Origin of the sequence: Streptomyces sp. NPDC047061, from assembly GCF_040643955.1 — a bacterium.
In the GTDB taxonomy this organism is placed as follows: domain Bacteria; phylum Actinomycetota; class Actinomycetes; order Streptomycetales; family Streptomycetaceae; genus Streptomyces.
In genome coordinates this window covers 1-15,018 of the sequence record NZ_JBEYVI010000016.1, presented here as the reverse complement: position 1 = coordinate 15,018, position 15,018 = coordinate 1, and the positions used below count along the sequence as shown (strand labels likewise).

At 68.9% G+C, this 15,018-nt stretch carries 14 protein-coding genes; 4 read left to right on the top strand and 10 right to left on the bottom strand.

Features of this window, described 5'->3' with window-relative positions; genetic code table 11:
• Positions 1-6: 6 nt before the first annotated feature.
• The 8 genes from ABZ887_RS23105 to ABZ887_RS23070 all read right to left on the bottom strand — a co-directional run bounded on the left by ABZ887_RS23105 (position 7) and on the right by ABZ887_RS23070 (position 8,622).
• Positions 7-1,617, bottom strand: coding sequence for a 4-coumarate--CoA ligase family protein (locus ABZ887_RS23105; RefSeq protein WP_361292349.1), 1,611 nt, complete (start codon positions 1,615-1,617; stop codon positions 7-9).
• Positions 1,617-2,486: an alpha/beta fold hydrolase gene (locus tag ABZ887_RS23100; RefSeq protein WP_361292347.1), complete on the bottom strand. Its 870-nt coding sequence runs from the start codon at positions 2,484-2,486 to the stop codon at positions 1,617-1,619. Before ABZ887_RS23100 ends, ABZ887_RS23105 begins: the two co-directional genes overlap by 1 nt.
• Entirely contained in the window at positions 2,483-4,003 is a 1,521-nt protein-coding gene (locus ABZ887_RS23095) for an NAD(P)/FAD-dependent oxidoreductase (protein WP_361292345.1), read from the bottom strand. The genes ABZ887_RS23100 and ABZ887_RS23095 overlap by 4 nt, the downstream gene beginning before the upstream one ends.
• A gap of 374 nt (positions 4,004-4,377) precedes the next feature.
• Positions 4,378-5,106, bottom strand: a complete 729-nt coding sequence (locus tag ABZ887_RS23090) for an alpha/beta hydrolase (RefSeq protein ID WP_361292343.1) — start codon at positions 5,104-5,106, stop codon at positions 4,378-4,380.
• Positions 5,107-5,127: 21 nt separating this feature from the next.
• Positions 5,128-5,658, bottom strand: coding sequence for a 2,4'-dihydroxyacetophenone dioxygenase family protein (locus ABZ887_RS23085; protein ID WP_361292341.1), 531 nt, complete (start codon positions 5,656-5,658; stop codon positions 5,128-5,130).
• A gap of 34 nt (positions 5,659-5,692) precedes the next feature.
• A complete protein-coding gene (locus ABZ887_RS23080; RefSeq protein WP_361292339.1) occupies positions 5,693-6,787 on the bottom strand; it encodes a zinc-binding dehydrogenase in 1,095 nt (364 codons plus the stop codon).
• A gap of 645 nt (positions 6,788-7,432) precedes the next feature.
• The gene (locus tag ABZ887_RS23075; RefSeq protein ID WP_361292337.1) at positions 7,433-7,927 is read right to left on the bottom strand and encodes a helix-turn-helix domain-containing protein; all 495 of its coding nucleotides are present in this window, start codon (positions 7,925-7,927) and stop codon (positions 7,433-7,435) included.
• 71 nt (positions 7,928-7,998) lie between these two features.
• A complete protein-coding gene (locus ABZ887_RS23070) occupies positions 7,999-8,622 on the bottom strand; it encodes a helix-turn-helix domain-containing protein (RefSeq protein ID WP_361292335.1) in 624 nt (207 codons plus the stop codon).
• A gap of 105 nt (positions 8,623-8,727) precedes the next feature.
• Between ABZ887_RS23070 and ABZ887_RS23065 the strand changes: the two genes are divergently transcribed.
• Together ABZ887_RS23065 and lpdA are read left to right on the top strand one after the other, a co-directional pair.
• Complete coding sequence (locus ABZ887_RS23065) at positions 8,728-9,477, top strand: hypothetical protein (protein WP_361292333.1); 750 nt, start codon at positions 8,728-8,730, stop codon at positions 9,475-9,477.
• A 153-nt stretch (positions 9,478-9,630) separates the two neighbouring features.
• Positions 9,631-11,043 (top strand): dihydrolipoyl dehydrogenase, encoded by a 1,413-nt coding sequence (lpdA, locus tag ABZ887_RS23060; RefSeq protein WP_361292331.1) that lies wholly within the window; start codon positions 9,631-9,633, stop codon positions 11,041-11,043.
• On the opposite strand, the gene ABZ887_RS23055 is transcribed toward lpdA, so the two are convergent.
• Complete coding sequence (locus tag ABZ887_RS23055) at positions 11,044-11,649, bottom strand: TetR/AcrR family transcriptional regulator (protein WP_361292329.1); 606 nt, start codon at positions 11,647-11,649, stop codon at positions 11,044-11,046.
• A 107-nt stretch (positions 11,650-11,756) separates the two neighbouring features.
• On the bottom strand, positions 11,757-12,713 hold the full coding sequence (locus ABZ887_RS23050; RefSeq protein WP_361292327.1) for a helix-turn-helix domain-containing protein: 957 nt from the start codon (positions 12,711-12,713) through the stop codon (positions 11,757-11,759).
• A gap of 143 nt (positions 12,714-12,856) precedes the next feature.
• Between ABZ887_RS23050 and ABZ887_RS23045 the strand changes: the two genes are divergently transcribed.
• Both ABZ887_RS23045 and ABZ887_RS23040 read left to right on the top strand, forming a co-directional pair.
• Positions 12,857-13,816, top strand: coding sequence for a nuclear transport factor 2 family protein (locus ABZ887_RS23045; protein WP_361292325.1), 960 nt, complete (start codon positions 12,857-12,859; stop codon positions 13,814-13,816).
• 21 nt (positions 13,817-13,837) lie between these two features.
• Positions 13,838-14,755 carry an alpha/beta hydrolase gene (locus ABZ887_RS23040; protein WP_361292323.1) on the top strand — a complete coding sequence of 306 codons (918 nt, stop codon included), beginning with the start codon at positions 13,838-13,840 and terminating at the stop codon, positions 14,753-14,755.
• Positions 14,756-15,018: the final 263 nt, after the last annotated feature.

Genomic DNA, 15,018 nt, shown 5'->3' with positions numbered 1-15,018 from the left:
TCGGCGTCAGGCGGATGAGGTGCGGAGGTCCTTGCGGAGGATCTTGCCCGATGCCGACTTGGGGATGACGTCGATGAACTCGACCCGACGGACCTTCTTGTACGGGGCGACCCGGCCGGCGACGAACTCGATGACCTCGTCTGCGGTGAGCTCGGCCCCGGCCCTGCGGACCACGAAGGCCTTGGGAATCTCCTCGCCGTCGTCGTCGGGGACCCCGATGACCGCGCTGTCGCTGATATCCGGGTGGGTCAGCAGCAGGGCCTCCAACTCGGCGGGCGGGACCTGGTAACCCTTGTACTTGATCAGCTCCTTGAGCCGGTCGACGATGAACACCCGGCCGATGCGGTCGACCTGGGCGAGATCTCCGGTGTGCAGGTACCCGTCGTCGTCGATCGTGTCGGCGGTCGCCGCTGCGTTGCCCAGGTAGCCGGCCATCACGTTCGGTCCCTTGACCCACAGCTCGCCCGGCTCGCTCAGGCCTGCCGTCGGGTAGGCGACCTCCTGGCCGGTGACGGGATCGACGATCTTGTTGAGAGTGTTGGGGACAGGCCAGCCGCACGAGCTGAGCGGCGCCACCTCGCCGAAGTGTGCCTGGCCGCCGTCCAGCGGCATGGCGTGGCTGACCGGGCTCAGCTCGCTCATGCCGAAGCCCTGGAGCACCCGGACGCCCAACCGCTCGGCCACGGCGTTCCCGAGTTCGGCGTCCAGTGGTGCGGCACCGGACAGGACGGTGTGCAGGGAGGACAGGTCGTACTCGTCGACGAGCGGATGCTTGGCCAGGGCCACCGCGACCGGGGGCGCGATGAAGTTGTAGGTGATCCGGTGTTCCTGGATGGTGTCCAGGAACACGGCCAGCTCGAACCGGGGCATGACGACCAGCGTCGCCCGGGCCTGCAGGGCAGCGTTGAGCAGCACTGTCATGCCGTAGATGTGGAAGAACGGCAGCACCGCCAGCATGTTGTCGTCGGACCTCATTCCCAGCAGGGGCCGGATCTGCGCCATGTTGGCCACCAGGTTCCGGTGCGTCAGCATGACGCCCTTGGGATTGCCGGTGGTTCCGGAGCTGTAGGGCAGCACGGCCAGGTGCGTGGCGGGATCGAAGGAGACCTGCGGAGCCGGGGCGCCCTGGGCGAGCAGATCGTCGGCGTTCGGGTGGCCGGTGGCGGTCTCGCCCTCGCCGTCCAGGACGATGAGACGTTCCGGCGCGATCCCCACCGACCGTGCGGCCTCCTGGGCCTGTGGCAGCAGCGCGCCGACGGTGATCAGTGTCGTGGCGCGCGCGTCGGTGAGCTGCTTGGTGATGTCCTGGGCGGTGAACAACGCGTTGACAGTGGTCGCTGTGGCGCCGGCCCGCAGAATGCCGTGGAAGGCCACCGCGAACAGGGACGAGTTGGGAGCGAGGAGACCCACCGCGTCCCCGACGCCGACCCCGCGGGCGGCGAGGGCGCCGGCTGTCGCGTTCACCCGCCCGATCAGCTCCCGGTAGGTCGTCCGCGCGCCATCGGCTGCGTCGATGAGCGCGATCCGGTCCAGGTCGGTCTGATCGATGTCCGCGAAGAGCATGTCATACACGCTCACTTCGGGGATCTCGACGTCGGGAAACGGGCTGGTGAACATCAAGGGGCTCCACTACTGGTGCTGTTGGTGCTGTGTGCGAGGAACGTCAGGACACGGGCGGCGAACTCGTCGGGGCATTCGATCTGCGGCATGTGGCCGATCCCGGCGAAGAGATGCGTCTCGGCGTGGGGGAGGAGCCCACGTGCGGAGTCGAGATGGCGGGCGGGCAGGACTCGGTCCCGGTCGCCCCAGATGACGAGTGTCGGGCGAGGGTGCTTCCTGACAGCGGCAGCCAGGTCCGCCTGCCAGCCGAGCCTGGTACCACGCACTGTGGCGAGTTGTCGGACGGTCTCGAGCAGTACGGCGTTCGGGTCGGGCTGTCGGGCGATGGCCAAGGCGTGATCGATCCGCTCCTTGGTGGCCAGTAGCGGGTCGGCGAACAGCAGGCGCTCGGCCATCCGCGCTCCGGCACGGGTCGTGCGTCGGGTGGCGATACGGCCGAGAACGGGGAGGGCGAGCAGCCGCAGCGGGAGTGCGACCTCGGAGCCGAATCCCGCGCTGTTGACCAGTACCAGCGAGGCCACCCTTTCCGGCTCCAGGACGAGCAACTGCTGGGCGATCGCGCCGCCGAGCGAGTTGCCGAGCACGTGCAGCGGTCGCCGTTCGCCGAGCGCGTCAAGCGTGTCGAGCGCTCCACGGGCCAGCACCTCGAGAGTGATGGGTTCGGGGGAGCGGGCGGAGAACCCGAAACCCGGAAGGTCGAGGGCGATCAGCCGATACCCCTGGGCAAGCCGCGGGTACTGCGGGGCCCAGTCCTCCACACTGCGGCCGATCCCGTGCAACAGCAGCACCGGTGGGTCGGCCGGGTCGCCGTCGACGCGGACGCGGATGCGCCGGCCGTTGACGGCGAGGAAGGCGGGGGCGCTCACGCGACTGTTTCCTTGGGCGTCTGCGCCGCACCCACCACGGCACGGGTGAACTTCAGCGCGGGGTCCTCGACCGGTCCGCCGCGCAGCCGCTCACGGTCGAGCGCGTAGTTCTGGTCCACCGTCCAGGGGCCGTGGGACCCCTGCTGCGGGAACAGGTGCATGGCGCGTTTGATGTACGCCGTGTCCATTTCGAGGAACGGCCGCCGGGTGAGCGTCGGGTCGTCGACGACCGGGGTGAAGGCGGCGTAGCCGAAGCGGTCCATGTGGGCCAGCAGTCGGCACAGGTGGTCGGAGACCAGATCGACCTTGAGCGTCCACGCGTTGGTGGTGTATCCGAGTGCGAACGCGAAGTTGGGCACGCCACTGACCATCATGGCCCTGAACATCAGCCGGTCGTGGAGCTCCACGGGCTGTCCGTCCACGTGCAGGGCGATCCCGCCGAACGGCAGCATGTTCAGTCCGGTGGCGGTGACGATGATGTCCGCGTCGAGTTCGGTGCCGGACCTTAGCAGAATGCCCCGCTCGGTGAACCGGACGATGTGATCGGTGACCACGGAGGCCGCACCGCTGGAGATGGCCTTGAACAGGTCGGAGTCGGGGACCACGCAGAGCCGCTGGTCCCAGGGGTTGTAGCTGGGGTTGAAGTGCGTGTCGACCGCGTAACTCTCGGGAAGTGCCGAGGCGTTGACCCGGCGGATCAGTCGGCGCATCTGCCGTGGGTAGCGTCGGCTGAGGGACAGGATCAGGCGCTGACGGTTGATGTTGATGCGCCGGGTGATCCCGTACGCGACCTTGTCCGGCAGGAGCCGGAGCAGGGTCTTGGCGACCGGGTCCTGGCGCGGGACCGGCAGGACGTACGACGGTGAGCGCTGCAGCATCGTGACGTGTCCCGCGGTGCCCGCCATCGACGGCAGGAGCGTCATGGCCGTGGCGCCGCTGCCGATGACGACGACCTTCTTGCCGGTGTAGTCGAGATCCTCCGGCCACTGCTGCGGGTGGACGATCAGGCCGCCGAAGTCCTCGCGTCCCTCGAAGTGGGGGGTGAACCCGTCGGCGTAGTCGTAGTAGCCGGCCGCAGAGAACAACACGCCACAGGTGACGTCGAACTGTTCTCCGTCACTGGTTCGTTCGAGCGTGACCGTCCAGCGTACCGTGTCGGAGGAGAAGTCGGCGCGGAGCACCTTGTGACCGAGGTGCAGGTGCCGGTCGAGGCCGTTCTCGGTGATCGTCTCGTGCAGGTAGTCGAGGATCTCGTTGCCGTCGGCGATCGCGTTGTCCTTGGTCCACGGCTTGAACTCGAAGCCGAAGCTCTGCATGTCGGCGTCGGAGCGGATGCCCGGGTAGCGGAAAAGGTCCCAGGTCCCGCCGATCGCGTCGCGGCCGTCGACGATGGCGAAGGTCCGGCCCGGCTGCTTCTTGGTCAGGTGGTAGCCCAGATCGATGCCGGAGATGCCGGCCCCGACGATCAGCACGTCGACGTGCTGAAGTCTCGCTGTCGCCTCGGCGGTTCCGCTCATGTCGGTTTCCTTCGTTTCGTGAGGTGTGGGTGACGGATCCGCGAAGGCCGCGGTCACTGCTGCGAGATCAAGGACACGAGGCGCGGGACGGCGGAGAGGTGGGGCACGTCGAGGAAATCGGGGCGCTGGTAGGCAGGGTCGGGGTAGGTGTGGTAGCCCTTGCCGGTCTGCAGCCCGAGCAGGCCCTGGTCCCGGCGAACGCGCTGTGCCAGGCGATCTGTCCGCCCAGCGCACCCGAGCCCAGGACGGTCACCCGGTTCAGTCGGGACACGGAGCTCTCCTCTTCACGACGGTGGGAATGGAGAGGAGAGCGCCGGCAGGGTCCGGTGCAGCAGAGTCCGTTGCTGCCGGCACACTCGCTCCTTGAGCTGCACTCAGGCGGGCACGCTCTCCCAGTGCTGTGTCAGCGCGGCGGCGAGTTCCCGCGGCCGCTGGAGCGGCGTCCAGTGCCCGCTCTCCAGTCTGATCACGCCGGTGGCCCTGACGGCCTTCGCGACGGGTTCGGCGTACTGAACCGGCGCGAACTGGTCGTCGTTGCCCCAGAACACGAGAGAAGGGCTGGTGATGTCCGCGAGACCGGGCCGCCAGTCCTCCCACAGCAGGACCGCGGAGCGGTAGAGGCGCAGGATGCTGTCCTTCATCGTGGCGTCCATGCGGCTCGCGTTCTCTTCCGCGTGCTGTGCGGGCACGCCGTTGGCCTGGAGCAGCTTGCTCAGTTCCGACGGATCGAGTGCGGCCATCCACTGCTCTCCGGCCTCGGGGGTCTGCCAGACCTTCGCGAGGTCGTGCCACTCGTCCGCGCCGGCGATCTGGGCGCCGCCGGCGGCCCACGTCCGCACCAGGTCGGGACGGACCGAGGCGACGCGGGAGGTGAGGATGCAGCCCCAGTCGTGGCCCACGAGGTCCACAGGGCTGCCGATCTCCGCCAGCCGGGCGATGATCCAGTCGGCGTACTCCTCCTTCGTGGAGGTGAAGCCGTCCGGCACGGGGCTTCCGAAGCCGGGCAGGGAAAGGACGATGACGTCGGTACGTGTCAGGTGGGCTATGACGTCGTCCCAGACGTGGTGCGTGTCGGGGACGCCATGGACGAATACGGCGGGCACAGGGATTCTCCGTTCGCTCGGTCAGCCGGTGGTGTACTTCGCCGTGCCGCCCGTCAGGTACTTGACGGGCCCGAGACCCTGGGCCTCGGCGCACTGCTCGGTCAGCTTCTGGACGGTCACCGCGTCCAGCACCGAGTGGAACTGTCCGTCCTCGGTGAAGCCGACGTTGGCGCCGTTGATGACGAACAGCACGACCGTGTCCTCGGTGTTGGTCGGAGGCACGGCGAAGGTGTGCACCGACGAGGCCGGCTCGTAGAGGTAGGAGCCGGCGGTCTGCCGCTGGTCGGGGTACTCCTTGTAGAGCCACTCGCCCTTGAGGGTGTATCCGTGCACCCCTCCGGTGTGCAGGTGGATGGGCAGCTCCACCCCGGGAGCGAAGGTGCCGAGGATCGACCAGATGCCCATCTCGGGGTCGAGGAACAGCGGCTGGAAGCTGATCCCGGGGCCGAGCGCGTCCTTCAACAGGGGGACGTCGTTCACGTTGAGCGTGAGCAGCTCGGTCTGCGGGAGCGAGACGACGGGCACTTTGCTCGCGGTCTGTACTGCGGTCATGGTCTTCCTCCGGTGCGTGTGCGGTGAGTGGGGGTCAGCGGGCGTGGGGGGTGATGATGATCTTGGCGTCCTGCTCGGGGTCGCGGAGCCTGACGAAGGCGTCGGCCACGTCGGCGAGTCCGATCCGGCTGGTGATGAGCGGATCGACGTGGAGTTCGCCGGCGGCCAGGTGTCCGAGGGTCTGGGCGAACTCCTCGACCGTGTAGGAGACGGAGAAGACCAGGTCGATCTCTTTGAAGACACCGAAGGTGGGGTAGAAGGTGTCCTGTTCCATGCACAGCCCGGCGACGACGATCTTCGTGCACGCGGCGGCCCCGCCGAGGATCTGCTGGATCACTCCGGGGACGCCCACGCACTCGAACACCACCGACGGGCGGAACGCGGAGTCCGGGAACGTCACCGTCCGGCGGCCGAACCGAGCCGGGTCCGACACGGCAGCGACCGAACGCCAGGAGTCGTACGGCGAGGTCTCGCGCGGGTCGACCACGATGTCGGCGCCGAGTGCGGCGGCCATCGCACGCCGCGTCGGAGAGAAGTCCGCGGCGATGATCGGGCCGATACCTCGCATCTTGAGCACGGCGATCACCGCGAGCCCGATCGGGCCGCAGCCGATGACGATGGGCACGTCGTCGGATCCGAGGGCGCCGCGGTTGACGGCGTGCAGGGCGACGGCCAGCGGTTCGGTCAGTGCGGCGATGTCTGTGGGCACGTTGTCCGGCACCGGAATGAGGAGGTCCTCCGACAGGAGCATGTAGTCGGCGTAACCCCCCGGGGTGTCGACACCCCCGAAGCCGATGAGCACCGGCTGCGGCTGCCGGAGCAGGAACGGCACCGAGATCACTCGGGTGCCGGGCGCGTGCACACCGCGGGTGCCCGGCCCGTACTCGACCACTTCGGCGCAGAACTCGTGACCCAGAGAGGTCCGCGCGTCGAGATCGAACGGGGTGATGCCGGTTACCGCCTTGTATCCCTCGATCAGTTCGGAGCCGTGCGCGACGGCATGCAGGTCGCTCCCGCAGATCCCGTTCGCGAGGGTCTTGACCAGTACTTCTCCCGGGCCGGGCTGGGGGATCGGCGTCTCGATCAGTTCGAGCCCGCCCTTGCGCATGACAACAGCAGTCATCGACATGGGTTTTTCCTTGCGGTTGAGGTGTTTCGGGGTGGTGCCCTGGCAGCCCCGGGACGTCGGGGTACGACCGATGGGCACGGCTGTCCCTGGGCGGGACCCGTGGCCGGAGGAAGAGGCAATGCGCACCACGGGCCCGGACTCGGAGGGTGGTGCCGTTGCGGGGAGGCCTGTTGGACAGGCTCTCTCAGGAGGTGGTGAACAGCCGTCCGGCGTCAGGCGGTTGACCGTTGGTCCGGACGGGACCGCGGATTCACGGCGGACGCGGATGCGAAATCCGTGTGCGTGCAGGGGAGTAAACGGGTGACCGAGCGACCCCGTGCCCCGGCACGGAAGCACTGCCGGGTGACGATGGTTCGTTCATGCGAACCGTACTGACGTCGATCACTACGGCGGCTCGTCGCGATCGTCGTGCGGCGGGGCCGGAAGGCTCGGTTCGTTGCTGAAGCGCTCATGGCACACCTCGTCGTGTGACTGCCCCGCCTGGGCGGCGGCCGGTGGAGCGGTGCTCGGCCGTGCGGCCCGAGCGGATCGCCCACATGCTCGTCCTCGCCTGTGGGCTCAAGCGCTAACAGTAAGAGGGTGACTACCATCATGCAAGTAACTAACTGCAGTGATGGAAGTCACCGTTCGGATCCGGTCTCTGGTTCAGGAGGTGTGCGCGTTCCGTCGTTCGATCAGCGCGCGGAGCCGGTCGTCGGCCGACGGGCCCGGCAGGAACATGGAATGCTCCTCGTCGATGGGGTGGCCAGTCGTGCGGTCGATCATCAGGGGGCTGACATCGATGCCCGACTCCTTGTCCACCACACGGATGTTGGGCGCCTCCGGCGGAAAGTGTTCCAGGCCGAAGGCGTACAGCGCGATGAGCACCGGGCGGAACGCGTGCCCGGCTTCGGTGAGTACGTACTCGTCGCGCGGTGGCCGTTCGCTGTAGCGGCGTCGTTCGAGGAGGCCCGCCTCGACGAGCGCGCCGAGCCGGCGGGTCAGGGAGTTCGGCGAGATGCCCAGGCTCTTCTGGAACTCGTCGAACCGGGTGATGCCGTGGGTCGCGTCACGCAGGATGAGGATGCTCCACCACTCGCCCACCCGTTCCAGTGTCAGCGCGACCGGGCAGGTCATGTCCTGAAAGCTCTTCCGTTCCATGATGGAAGTCTACGGACGGCTCGTCGGTGGCCGGAGTGTCGCGGGTGGTGGCGCGCTATGGGGGGGCGCCGTCAGCGGGAGGCGCCGTCGGCTGCCAGGCCCGAAAGCAGGAGGGCGAGTGCACGCCCCGTATGGACCAGGGCGTCTTCCGGGTCTTCCGCGGTCGCGATGATGTGGTTGCCCTCGCACAGGCAGGCCAGCAGCAACCGCGCGGTGGTGGCGATCGGCGTGTCTGGCTTCAGTTCCCCCCGTGCGGCCATGACGGTGAGCAGCTGTTCGATCGGCGGCTGGGCGACCGTCTCGTTGATGTGCCGGTACTGCTCGCCGAGGACCGCGGGTGCCTGGGCCATCAGTTCGCGGTGCAGCGGGTCGTCGACGGACCGCCGCAGGAAGGTGAGGGCGAGAGAACGGGCTTCCGCCAGGGCGGGGGTGCCCGGGGTCGCTGCGGCCTCCTTCGCGGTCGTCGCGCCGAGGGCCGCGACCTGCTGGATCAGCTCGGTGTACAGCTCGGCGAACATCGCCTTCTTGTCAGGGAAGTGGTGGTAGAAGGTGCCCTTGCTCACCATCGCCGCCCCGGTGATGGCCTCGACCGACGTGCCGGCGAACCCGTTGCCCATGAAGAGCCTGCGGGCGGCGGCCGTCAGGTCCGTCCGGGTCTGCTCCGCGTACATCTGCCGCCGGTTTGGCCTGCTCATGTGCACCATCGTATATTCGATGACCTAGGGTCAATGAATGACCGCGAGTCAATGAGTGGGTGTGATGACAACCCGCTCCGACGGGTCCGTCCGGAAGGCGTGATCGTGGGCAGTCGCAGGATCGTCCTGCTGGGCGCTACGGGGTACACCGGCCGGCGAGTGCTCCGGGAACTCCTCGAACGCGGTGCGGAGCCGACCCTGGCCGGGCGCAGCCGCGCCAGGATGAGGACCGTGGCGGACCGCTTCGGGGTGGACCTGCCGGCGGCCGAAGAGGGGTTCGCCTACCGCCCGCCGCGCCCGGGGGCCTCTCCCCGGCTGGTCGACGAGCGTGCCGCCCAGCGCGTCCGCATGTTCCACCACGCCGGTGTGCGGCGCGCGACCATGACCGTCCCCGGCTCGGAGCATCTCGGACTGCCGGAGCTGTTCCCGCAGTTGGAGAGCGTCGACGTCGGACTGGGCGGGTTCGGCCGGTGGACGCGTCCGGTGCAGATCGCCGCCGCCCTCCAGTCACCCCTGCTCAGGTCGGCACGGGTACGGTCCGCGCTGACCCGGCTGTCCGGGCGGCTTCCGGGAGCGCACCGTGACCCGGACAGCGACGGACGCTCCCTGGTGATCGCCGTGGCCCGGGACGACTCGGGCCGGCATCTCGCCAGGACGGCCCTCACCGGACCTGATCCCTACGAGATGACGGGATCCCTGCTGGCCTGGGGCGCCGTCCGGGCGGCGGCGCCGGACGCCGTCCTCAAGCCGGGCGCGCACGGCCCGGTCGCGGCATTCGGGCTCGACACCCTCGCGCTCGGCGCTGCCGAGGCGGGAGTGCACGAGGTCACCGAGGCGTCGGACCACCGCCCATGACGGCGTTCGCGGGCATAGATCACGGCACAAGGGTGCTGAAGCCGGACGTCCGGGAGACCGGATGCCGAGCGATGAACAGGTAACAGGTTGTTCGACCGGGTGCGAGTCAGCCCCTTGGCGGGAGCAGGCCGGCCCAGCGGAAAGGAACCGTCCATGGACGAGCAGGGTGAGCGTTTCGACGTCGTCGTACTCGGTGCCGGGCCCGGCGGCTATGTCGCCGCCATCCGGGCCGCCCAACTGGGCAAGCGCGTCGCGGTCGTCGAGGAGAAGTACTGGGGCGGTGTCTGCCTGAACGTGGGCTGCATCCCGACCAAGGCCCTGCTGCGCAACGCCGAACTCGCGCACATCTTCACGCGCGAGGCGAAGACCTTCGGCATCAGGACCGACGGCGAGGTCACCTTCGACTACGGGGAGGCCTACCGCCGCAGCCGGAAGGTCGCCGACGGCCGGGTCAAGGGCGTCCACTACCTGATGAAGAAGAACAACATCACGGAGATCGCCGGGCGCGGCACGTTCCTGGACCCGCACACCCTCCAGGTGGCCGGCTACGACGGCAACTCGCGCACCATCGTCTTTGACCACTGCATCATCGCCACCGGCGCAACTCCGAAGCTGCTCCCCGGCACCAAGCGCAGCGCGCGCGTGGTCACGTTCGAGGAACAGATCCTCGCCGAGGACCTGCCGCACTCCATCGTGATCGCCGGCGCCGGCGCCATCGGCGTCGAGTTCGCCTACGTCCTGCACAACTACGGTGTGAAGGTCACCATCGTCGAGTTCCTGGACCGGGTCGCCCCGCTGGAGGACGCCGAGGTCTCCGCCGAACTGGCCAAGCAGTACCGGAAGCTGGGCATCGACGTCCTCACCTCGACCCGTGTCGACGTCATCGACGAGTCCGGCCCGCAGGTTCGCGTCACGGTCACCGCCAAGGACGGCACCCAGCAGGTCCTGGAAGCCGACAAGGTCCTTCAGGCGATCGGTTTCGCACCGAACGTCACCGGCTACGGCCTGGAGAACACGGGCGTACGGCTCACCGAGCGCGGTGCGATCGACGTGGACGGCCGCTGCCGGACCTCCGTCCCGCACCTCTACGCCATCGGCGACGTGACGGCGAAGCTGATGCTCGCGCACACCGCCGAGGCGATGGGCGTGATCGCCGCCGAGACACTCGCGGACGCCGAGACCATGGAACTGGACTACGCGATGATCCCGCGCGCCACCTACTGTCAGCCCCAGATCGCGAGCTTCGGCCACACCGAGGCCCAGGCCCGTGACCTCGGCTACGACGTCCAGGTCGCCAAGTTCCCGTTCACCGCGAACGCCAAGGCGCACGGCCTGGGCGATGCCACCGGCTTCGTGAAGCTCATAAGTGACGCGAAGTACGGTGAGATTCTCGGGGCCCACCTCATCGGCCCGGACGTCACCGAACTGCTCCCCGAGCTGACCCTGGCCCAGCAGTGGGACCTCACGGTCCACGAGGTCGCCCGCAACGTGCACGCCCATCCGACCCTGGGCGAGGCGGTCAAGGAGGCCGTGCACGGGCTGGCCGGCCACATGATCAACATGTAGTCAGCAGGCGGGCGGAGGGGGGTACGGCCCCGGCGGGGCCGTACCCCGGACCGCGTCCATCAGCAGATCGAGCAGGCGGTCCAGCTGCTCGCGCCCGTCGGCCGGCGAGGTCGTGGTGAGCATGCCGACAAGGGCGATGACGAGGTCCTCGGCGCGGACGTCGTCGCGCAGTGTCCCCACGACCGTACCGGCGTCGAGGATGTCCTGAACCGCGGTGCGCAGTTGTTCGCGCGCCGGTGACGCTGGGCCCTGGTAGGACGCGAGAACCGCGCGTAGCGCGTGCGCCGTCTCCCGGTTCGTACCGGCGTAGTCGGCGAAGCGGTCCATCCAGGTGCGCAGCGCGCGGGCCGGATCCTCCGTGCCGAGCAGGGTGTCGGCGTCGGCACGCAGCTGCGCCAGCTCCTCCTGGTAGATCGCCTCGACCAGTGCTTCCCGGGTGGGGAAGTGGCGGTAGAGCGTCGCGATGCCCACCCCTGTGTCCCGCGCGATCTGCTTCAGGGACACCGGCGCCTCGGACGCGAACGCGGTACGCGCGGCGTCGAGCAGGCGGGTGCGGTTGCGTGCGGCGTCCGCGCGGACGGGCTTCGGGGTGTGCTGGCTCGGCATGCTGCGGATGAACCTCCGTGGGTGGTCCGGCTCCGGACTATTGGACTTACGATCATAATCCTAAGTGGGTCGAGTCGGTGGCCGCAAGACGGAGGCCGGCGGTGGGTTCAGGACGTCGACGCTGCGCCGCGGAAGGTGCGCCGGTAGGCGAGCGGTGAGACACCGATGGCGGCGTGCAGGTGCTCGCGCAGGGATGTGCCGCCGGCGAAGCCGACCCGGCCGGCGATCTCGTCCACCGGCAGGTCGGTGGATTCCAGGAGGTGCCGCGCCCGCTCGACGCGCTGCTGGATCAGCCAGCGTCCCGGGCTCGTGCCCACCTCCTCGGTGAAGCGGCGGACGAAGGTGCGCAGGCTCATGTGGGAGTGCTCGGCCAGGTCCGTCAGGGCCATCGGCTCGTGGAGGTTCTCCAGCGCCCACTGGCGTGCGGTGGCCGTGCCGCTGGTCGTGGCCTCGGGGACCGGGTGGCGGATGTACTGCGCCTGCCCGCCGTCGCGCCAGGGCGGGACGACGCACATGCGGGCCACATGGTTGGCGACCTCGCTGCCGTGATCCTTGCGGATGATGTGCAGGCAGACGTCGAGCCCGGAGGCGGCGCCGGCGGAGGTCAGTACATCCCCGTCGTCGATGAACAGGACGTTCGGGTCCAGTGCGACCTTGGGAAACCACGAGCGGAAGAGGTCGGCCACGACCCAGTGGGTGGTGGCCGGCCGCCCGTCGAGGAGCCCGGCCGCGGCGAGGACGAAGGCGCCGGTGCAGATCGACACGAGGCGGGTGCCGGGAGCGACTGATCTGAGCGCCTCCACCACGGCCTGTGGCACCTCCGGGGTGACGGCGGTGGTGCTGAAGGGCGGGATGACGACGGTGTCGGCGGTGCTCAGCGTCTCGGGGCCGTGCTCGGTGGTGATCGAGAAGTCGGAGTTGGTGCGGACCGGGCGGCCGTCGACGGTGCAGGTGAGGACCTCGTAGTGACCCTCTGTCGCCCCGAACACCCGGCTGGGAATGCCCAGTTCGAACGGATACACCCCGTCGACGGCCAGAACGGCAACTCGGTGAACGGATGTCATGGCGTGATCCCGTCGATAGTTGGCATTCATGCCATGGTATCGCTCTGCGGCGGAGGTCACGCTGGACGCACGGGGAACGCCGCCGCCAGGCGCGTGACTCGTCAACACGCCCGCTATTCAACCGAGTTCGGAGAACAGACCCCGTGAACCCCACAGCACCCGGCCGCCGCAGTGTCCTGGTTGCCGCACTCACGGCCACCGCCCTCGCCGCGGTCGCCGCCGCCCCCTCGGCCGTCGCCGGTCCGCTGTCCCGGGCGCCCGAGAGCGCCGGAGCGGCACGCACCCTCGTCGGCGGACATGGTGACAACGCCCGCCTCGCCTACCAGAAGACCGTCGCCGTCAAGATGATGAGGGGCGTTTTCGAGCGAGGCGACATGTCGGTGGTCGACCGCTTCGTGCGGCCGGACTACATCCAGCACAACCCCCTCGCCCCTGACGGCGCGGAGGCGTTGAAGGCCTTCGGTGCCGCTTGGCGGCAGCAGTACCCGGACGCCACGTACGACATCAGGCGTGTCATCTCCGAGGGCGACATGGTGCTGATGCACTCCAGCATCGTCCTGGTTCCCGGCACCCCTGGAATGGCCGCGTTCGACATGTTCCGGTTCCAGGGCGGGAAGATCGCCGAGCACTGGGACGTGCTGCAGGACGTGCCTGCGACCACGGCCAATGGCAACGACATGTTCTCCACGATCAGCCGCCCGCGGACCGAGGAACCCGGCCCCGCGTACCTCACCGCGCGCAACGAGAAGCTGGTCACCGCGTTCGTCGAGCAGTACCTGGTGAAGAAGGACCTGTCTGCCATCGACACCTACGTAGGCCCCGAGTATCACCAGCACAACCCGTACATCCCCGATGGTGTGGCGGGCGCGAAGGCCGGGCTGGGTGCCTACTACGCACAGTTTCCGCAGTTGGTGGCCACTCCCAAGCGGGTGATCGCGGAAGGTGACCTGGTGGCCGTGCACAGCCACACCGTCAACGTGCCCGGAGAGCGAGGCCAGGCGGTCGTGGACCTCTTCCGGGTGCGCGGCGGCAGGATCGTCGAGCACTGGGACGCCGTCCAGGACGTGCCGGAGTACTCCGCCAACGACAACACCATGTTCTGACGTGCGACGAGGAGGTATCACATGTCCGATCAGAGCGACATCCAGCTGAGTCGGGAAGCGGTCGAGTTCGCGGAGTGGATGGCGGGCCTGGTCGTCCCCGAGCCGGAGGTGGACGCGATCCGCACCCGTGTGGAGAGCGTGCACCTCAGGGCGCGAGAGCCGGAAGGCGTCACGTACCGGGAGGTGGACGCGGGCGGGGTCCTGGGCATCTGGTGCGAGCCGGTCGGCGCCGACACCGGCCATGTCCTGCTGCACGGCCACGCCGGAGGCTCCGTGCTGTCGTCGGCTTACGTCGACCGGAAGCTCGCCGGCCACATCGCCAAAGCCGCCGGGGTCCCCGTCCTGGTCCTGGACTTCCGGCGGTCGCCGGAGCACAAGTACCCCGCCCAACTGGACGACGTGGAGGCGGCCTTCGACTGGCTGGTCTCCGAAGGGTACGAGCCGGGGAACATCATCACGATCGGCCACTCGATCGGCGGGTTCCTCGCCGTCGCGCTGGCGCTCCGGCTCCGCGACCAGGGGCAGCAGATGCCCGGCGCCATCGTGTCGATCTCCCCCTGGTGTGACCTGGAGATCGGCAACGAGACCATGGAGACCAACGCCGGGACGGACAAGATCCTCAGCAAGAGCCTGCTGGAGTTCTTCCGGGAGTCCTGGGTCGGCGGCACGGGCATCGAGTTCACGGATCCCAGGATCAATCTGAACCGGGCGGACCTGACCGGCCTCCCGCCGACCTTGGTCTCATGGGGGACCTACGAGGTGCTGGCCGGCGAGGACGAGGAGTTCGCCGCGCGGGTCCGGGACGCCGGGATCGACACGGCGACCGTGGTGGTGCCGGGCGGTCAGCACTCGTACGTCTTCGGCGCCGGCCGCGTTCCGGAGGCCGACGCCGCGATCGCGCGGATCGGCGCGTGGGTCCGGGAGAAGACGAAGATCTGACGGCGGGACCGCGAACACACAGGGCCGGGGCGGCTGCCGCCCCGGCCCTGTGGCGGTCAGGAGACCGATTCGGTGGTCGGAAGACCGGGTTCCGGCCGTCGGTGCCGGCCGGGCGGCGGGGCGTTCCCCTCCGTGGCCCGGCCGGCCCAGGGGAGTTTCTCCGGACCTTGGCGTGATCCCGTTGGAACTTGGCATTCATGCCATGGTGCCGGGAGGCGGTCTCTCGCCACGCTGGACGCATGACGAATACCACCACCCCCACC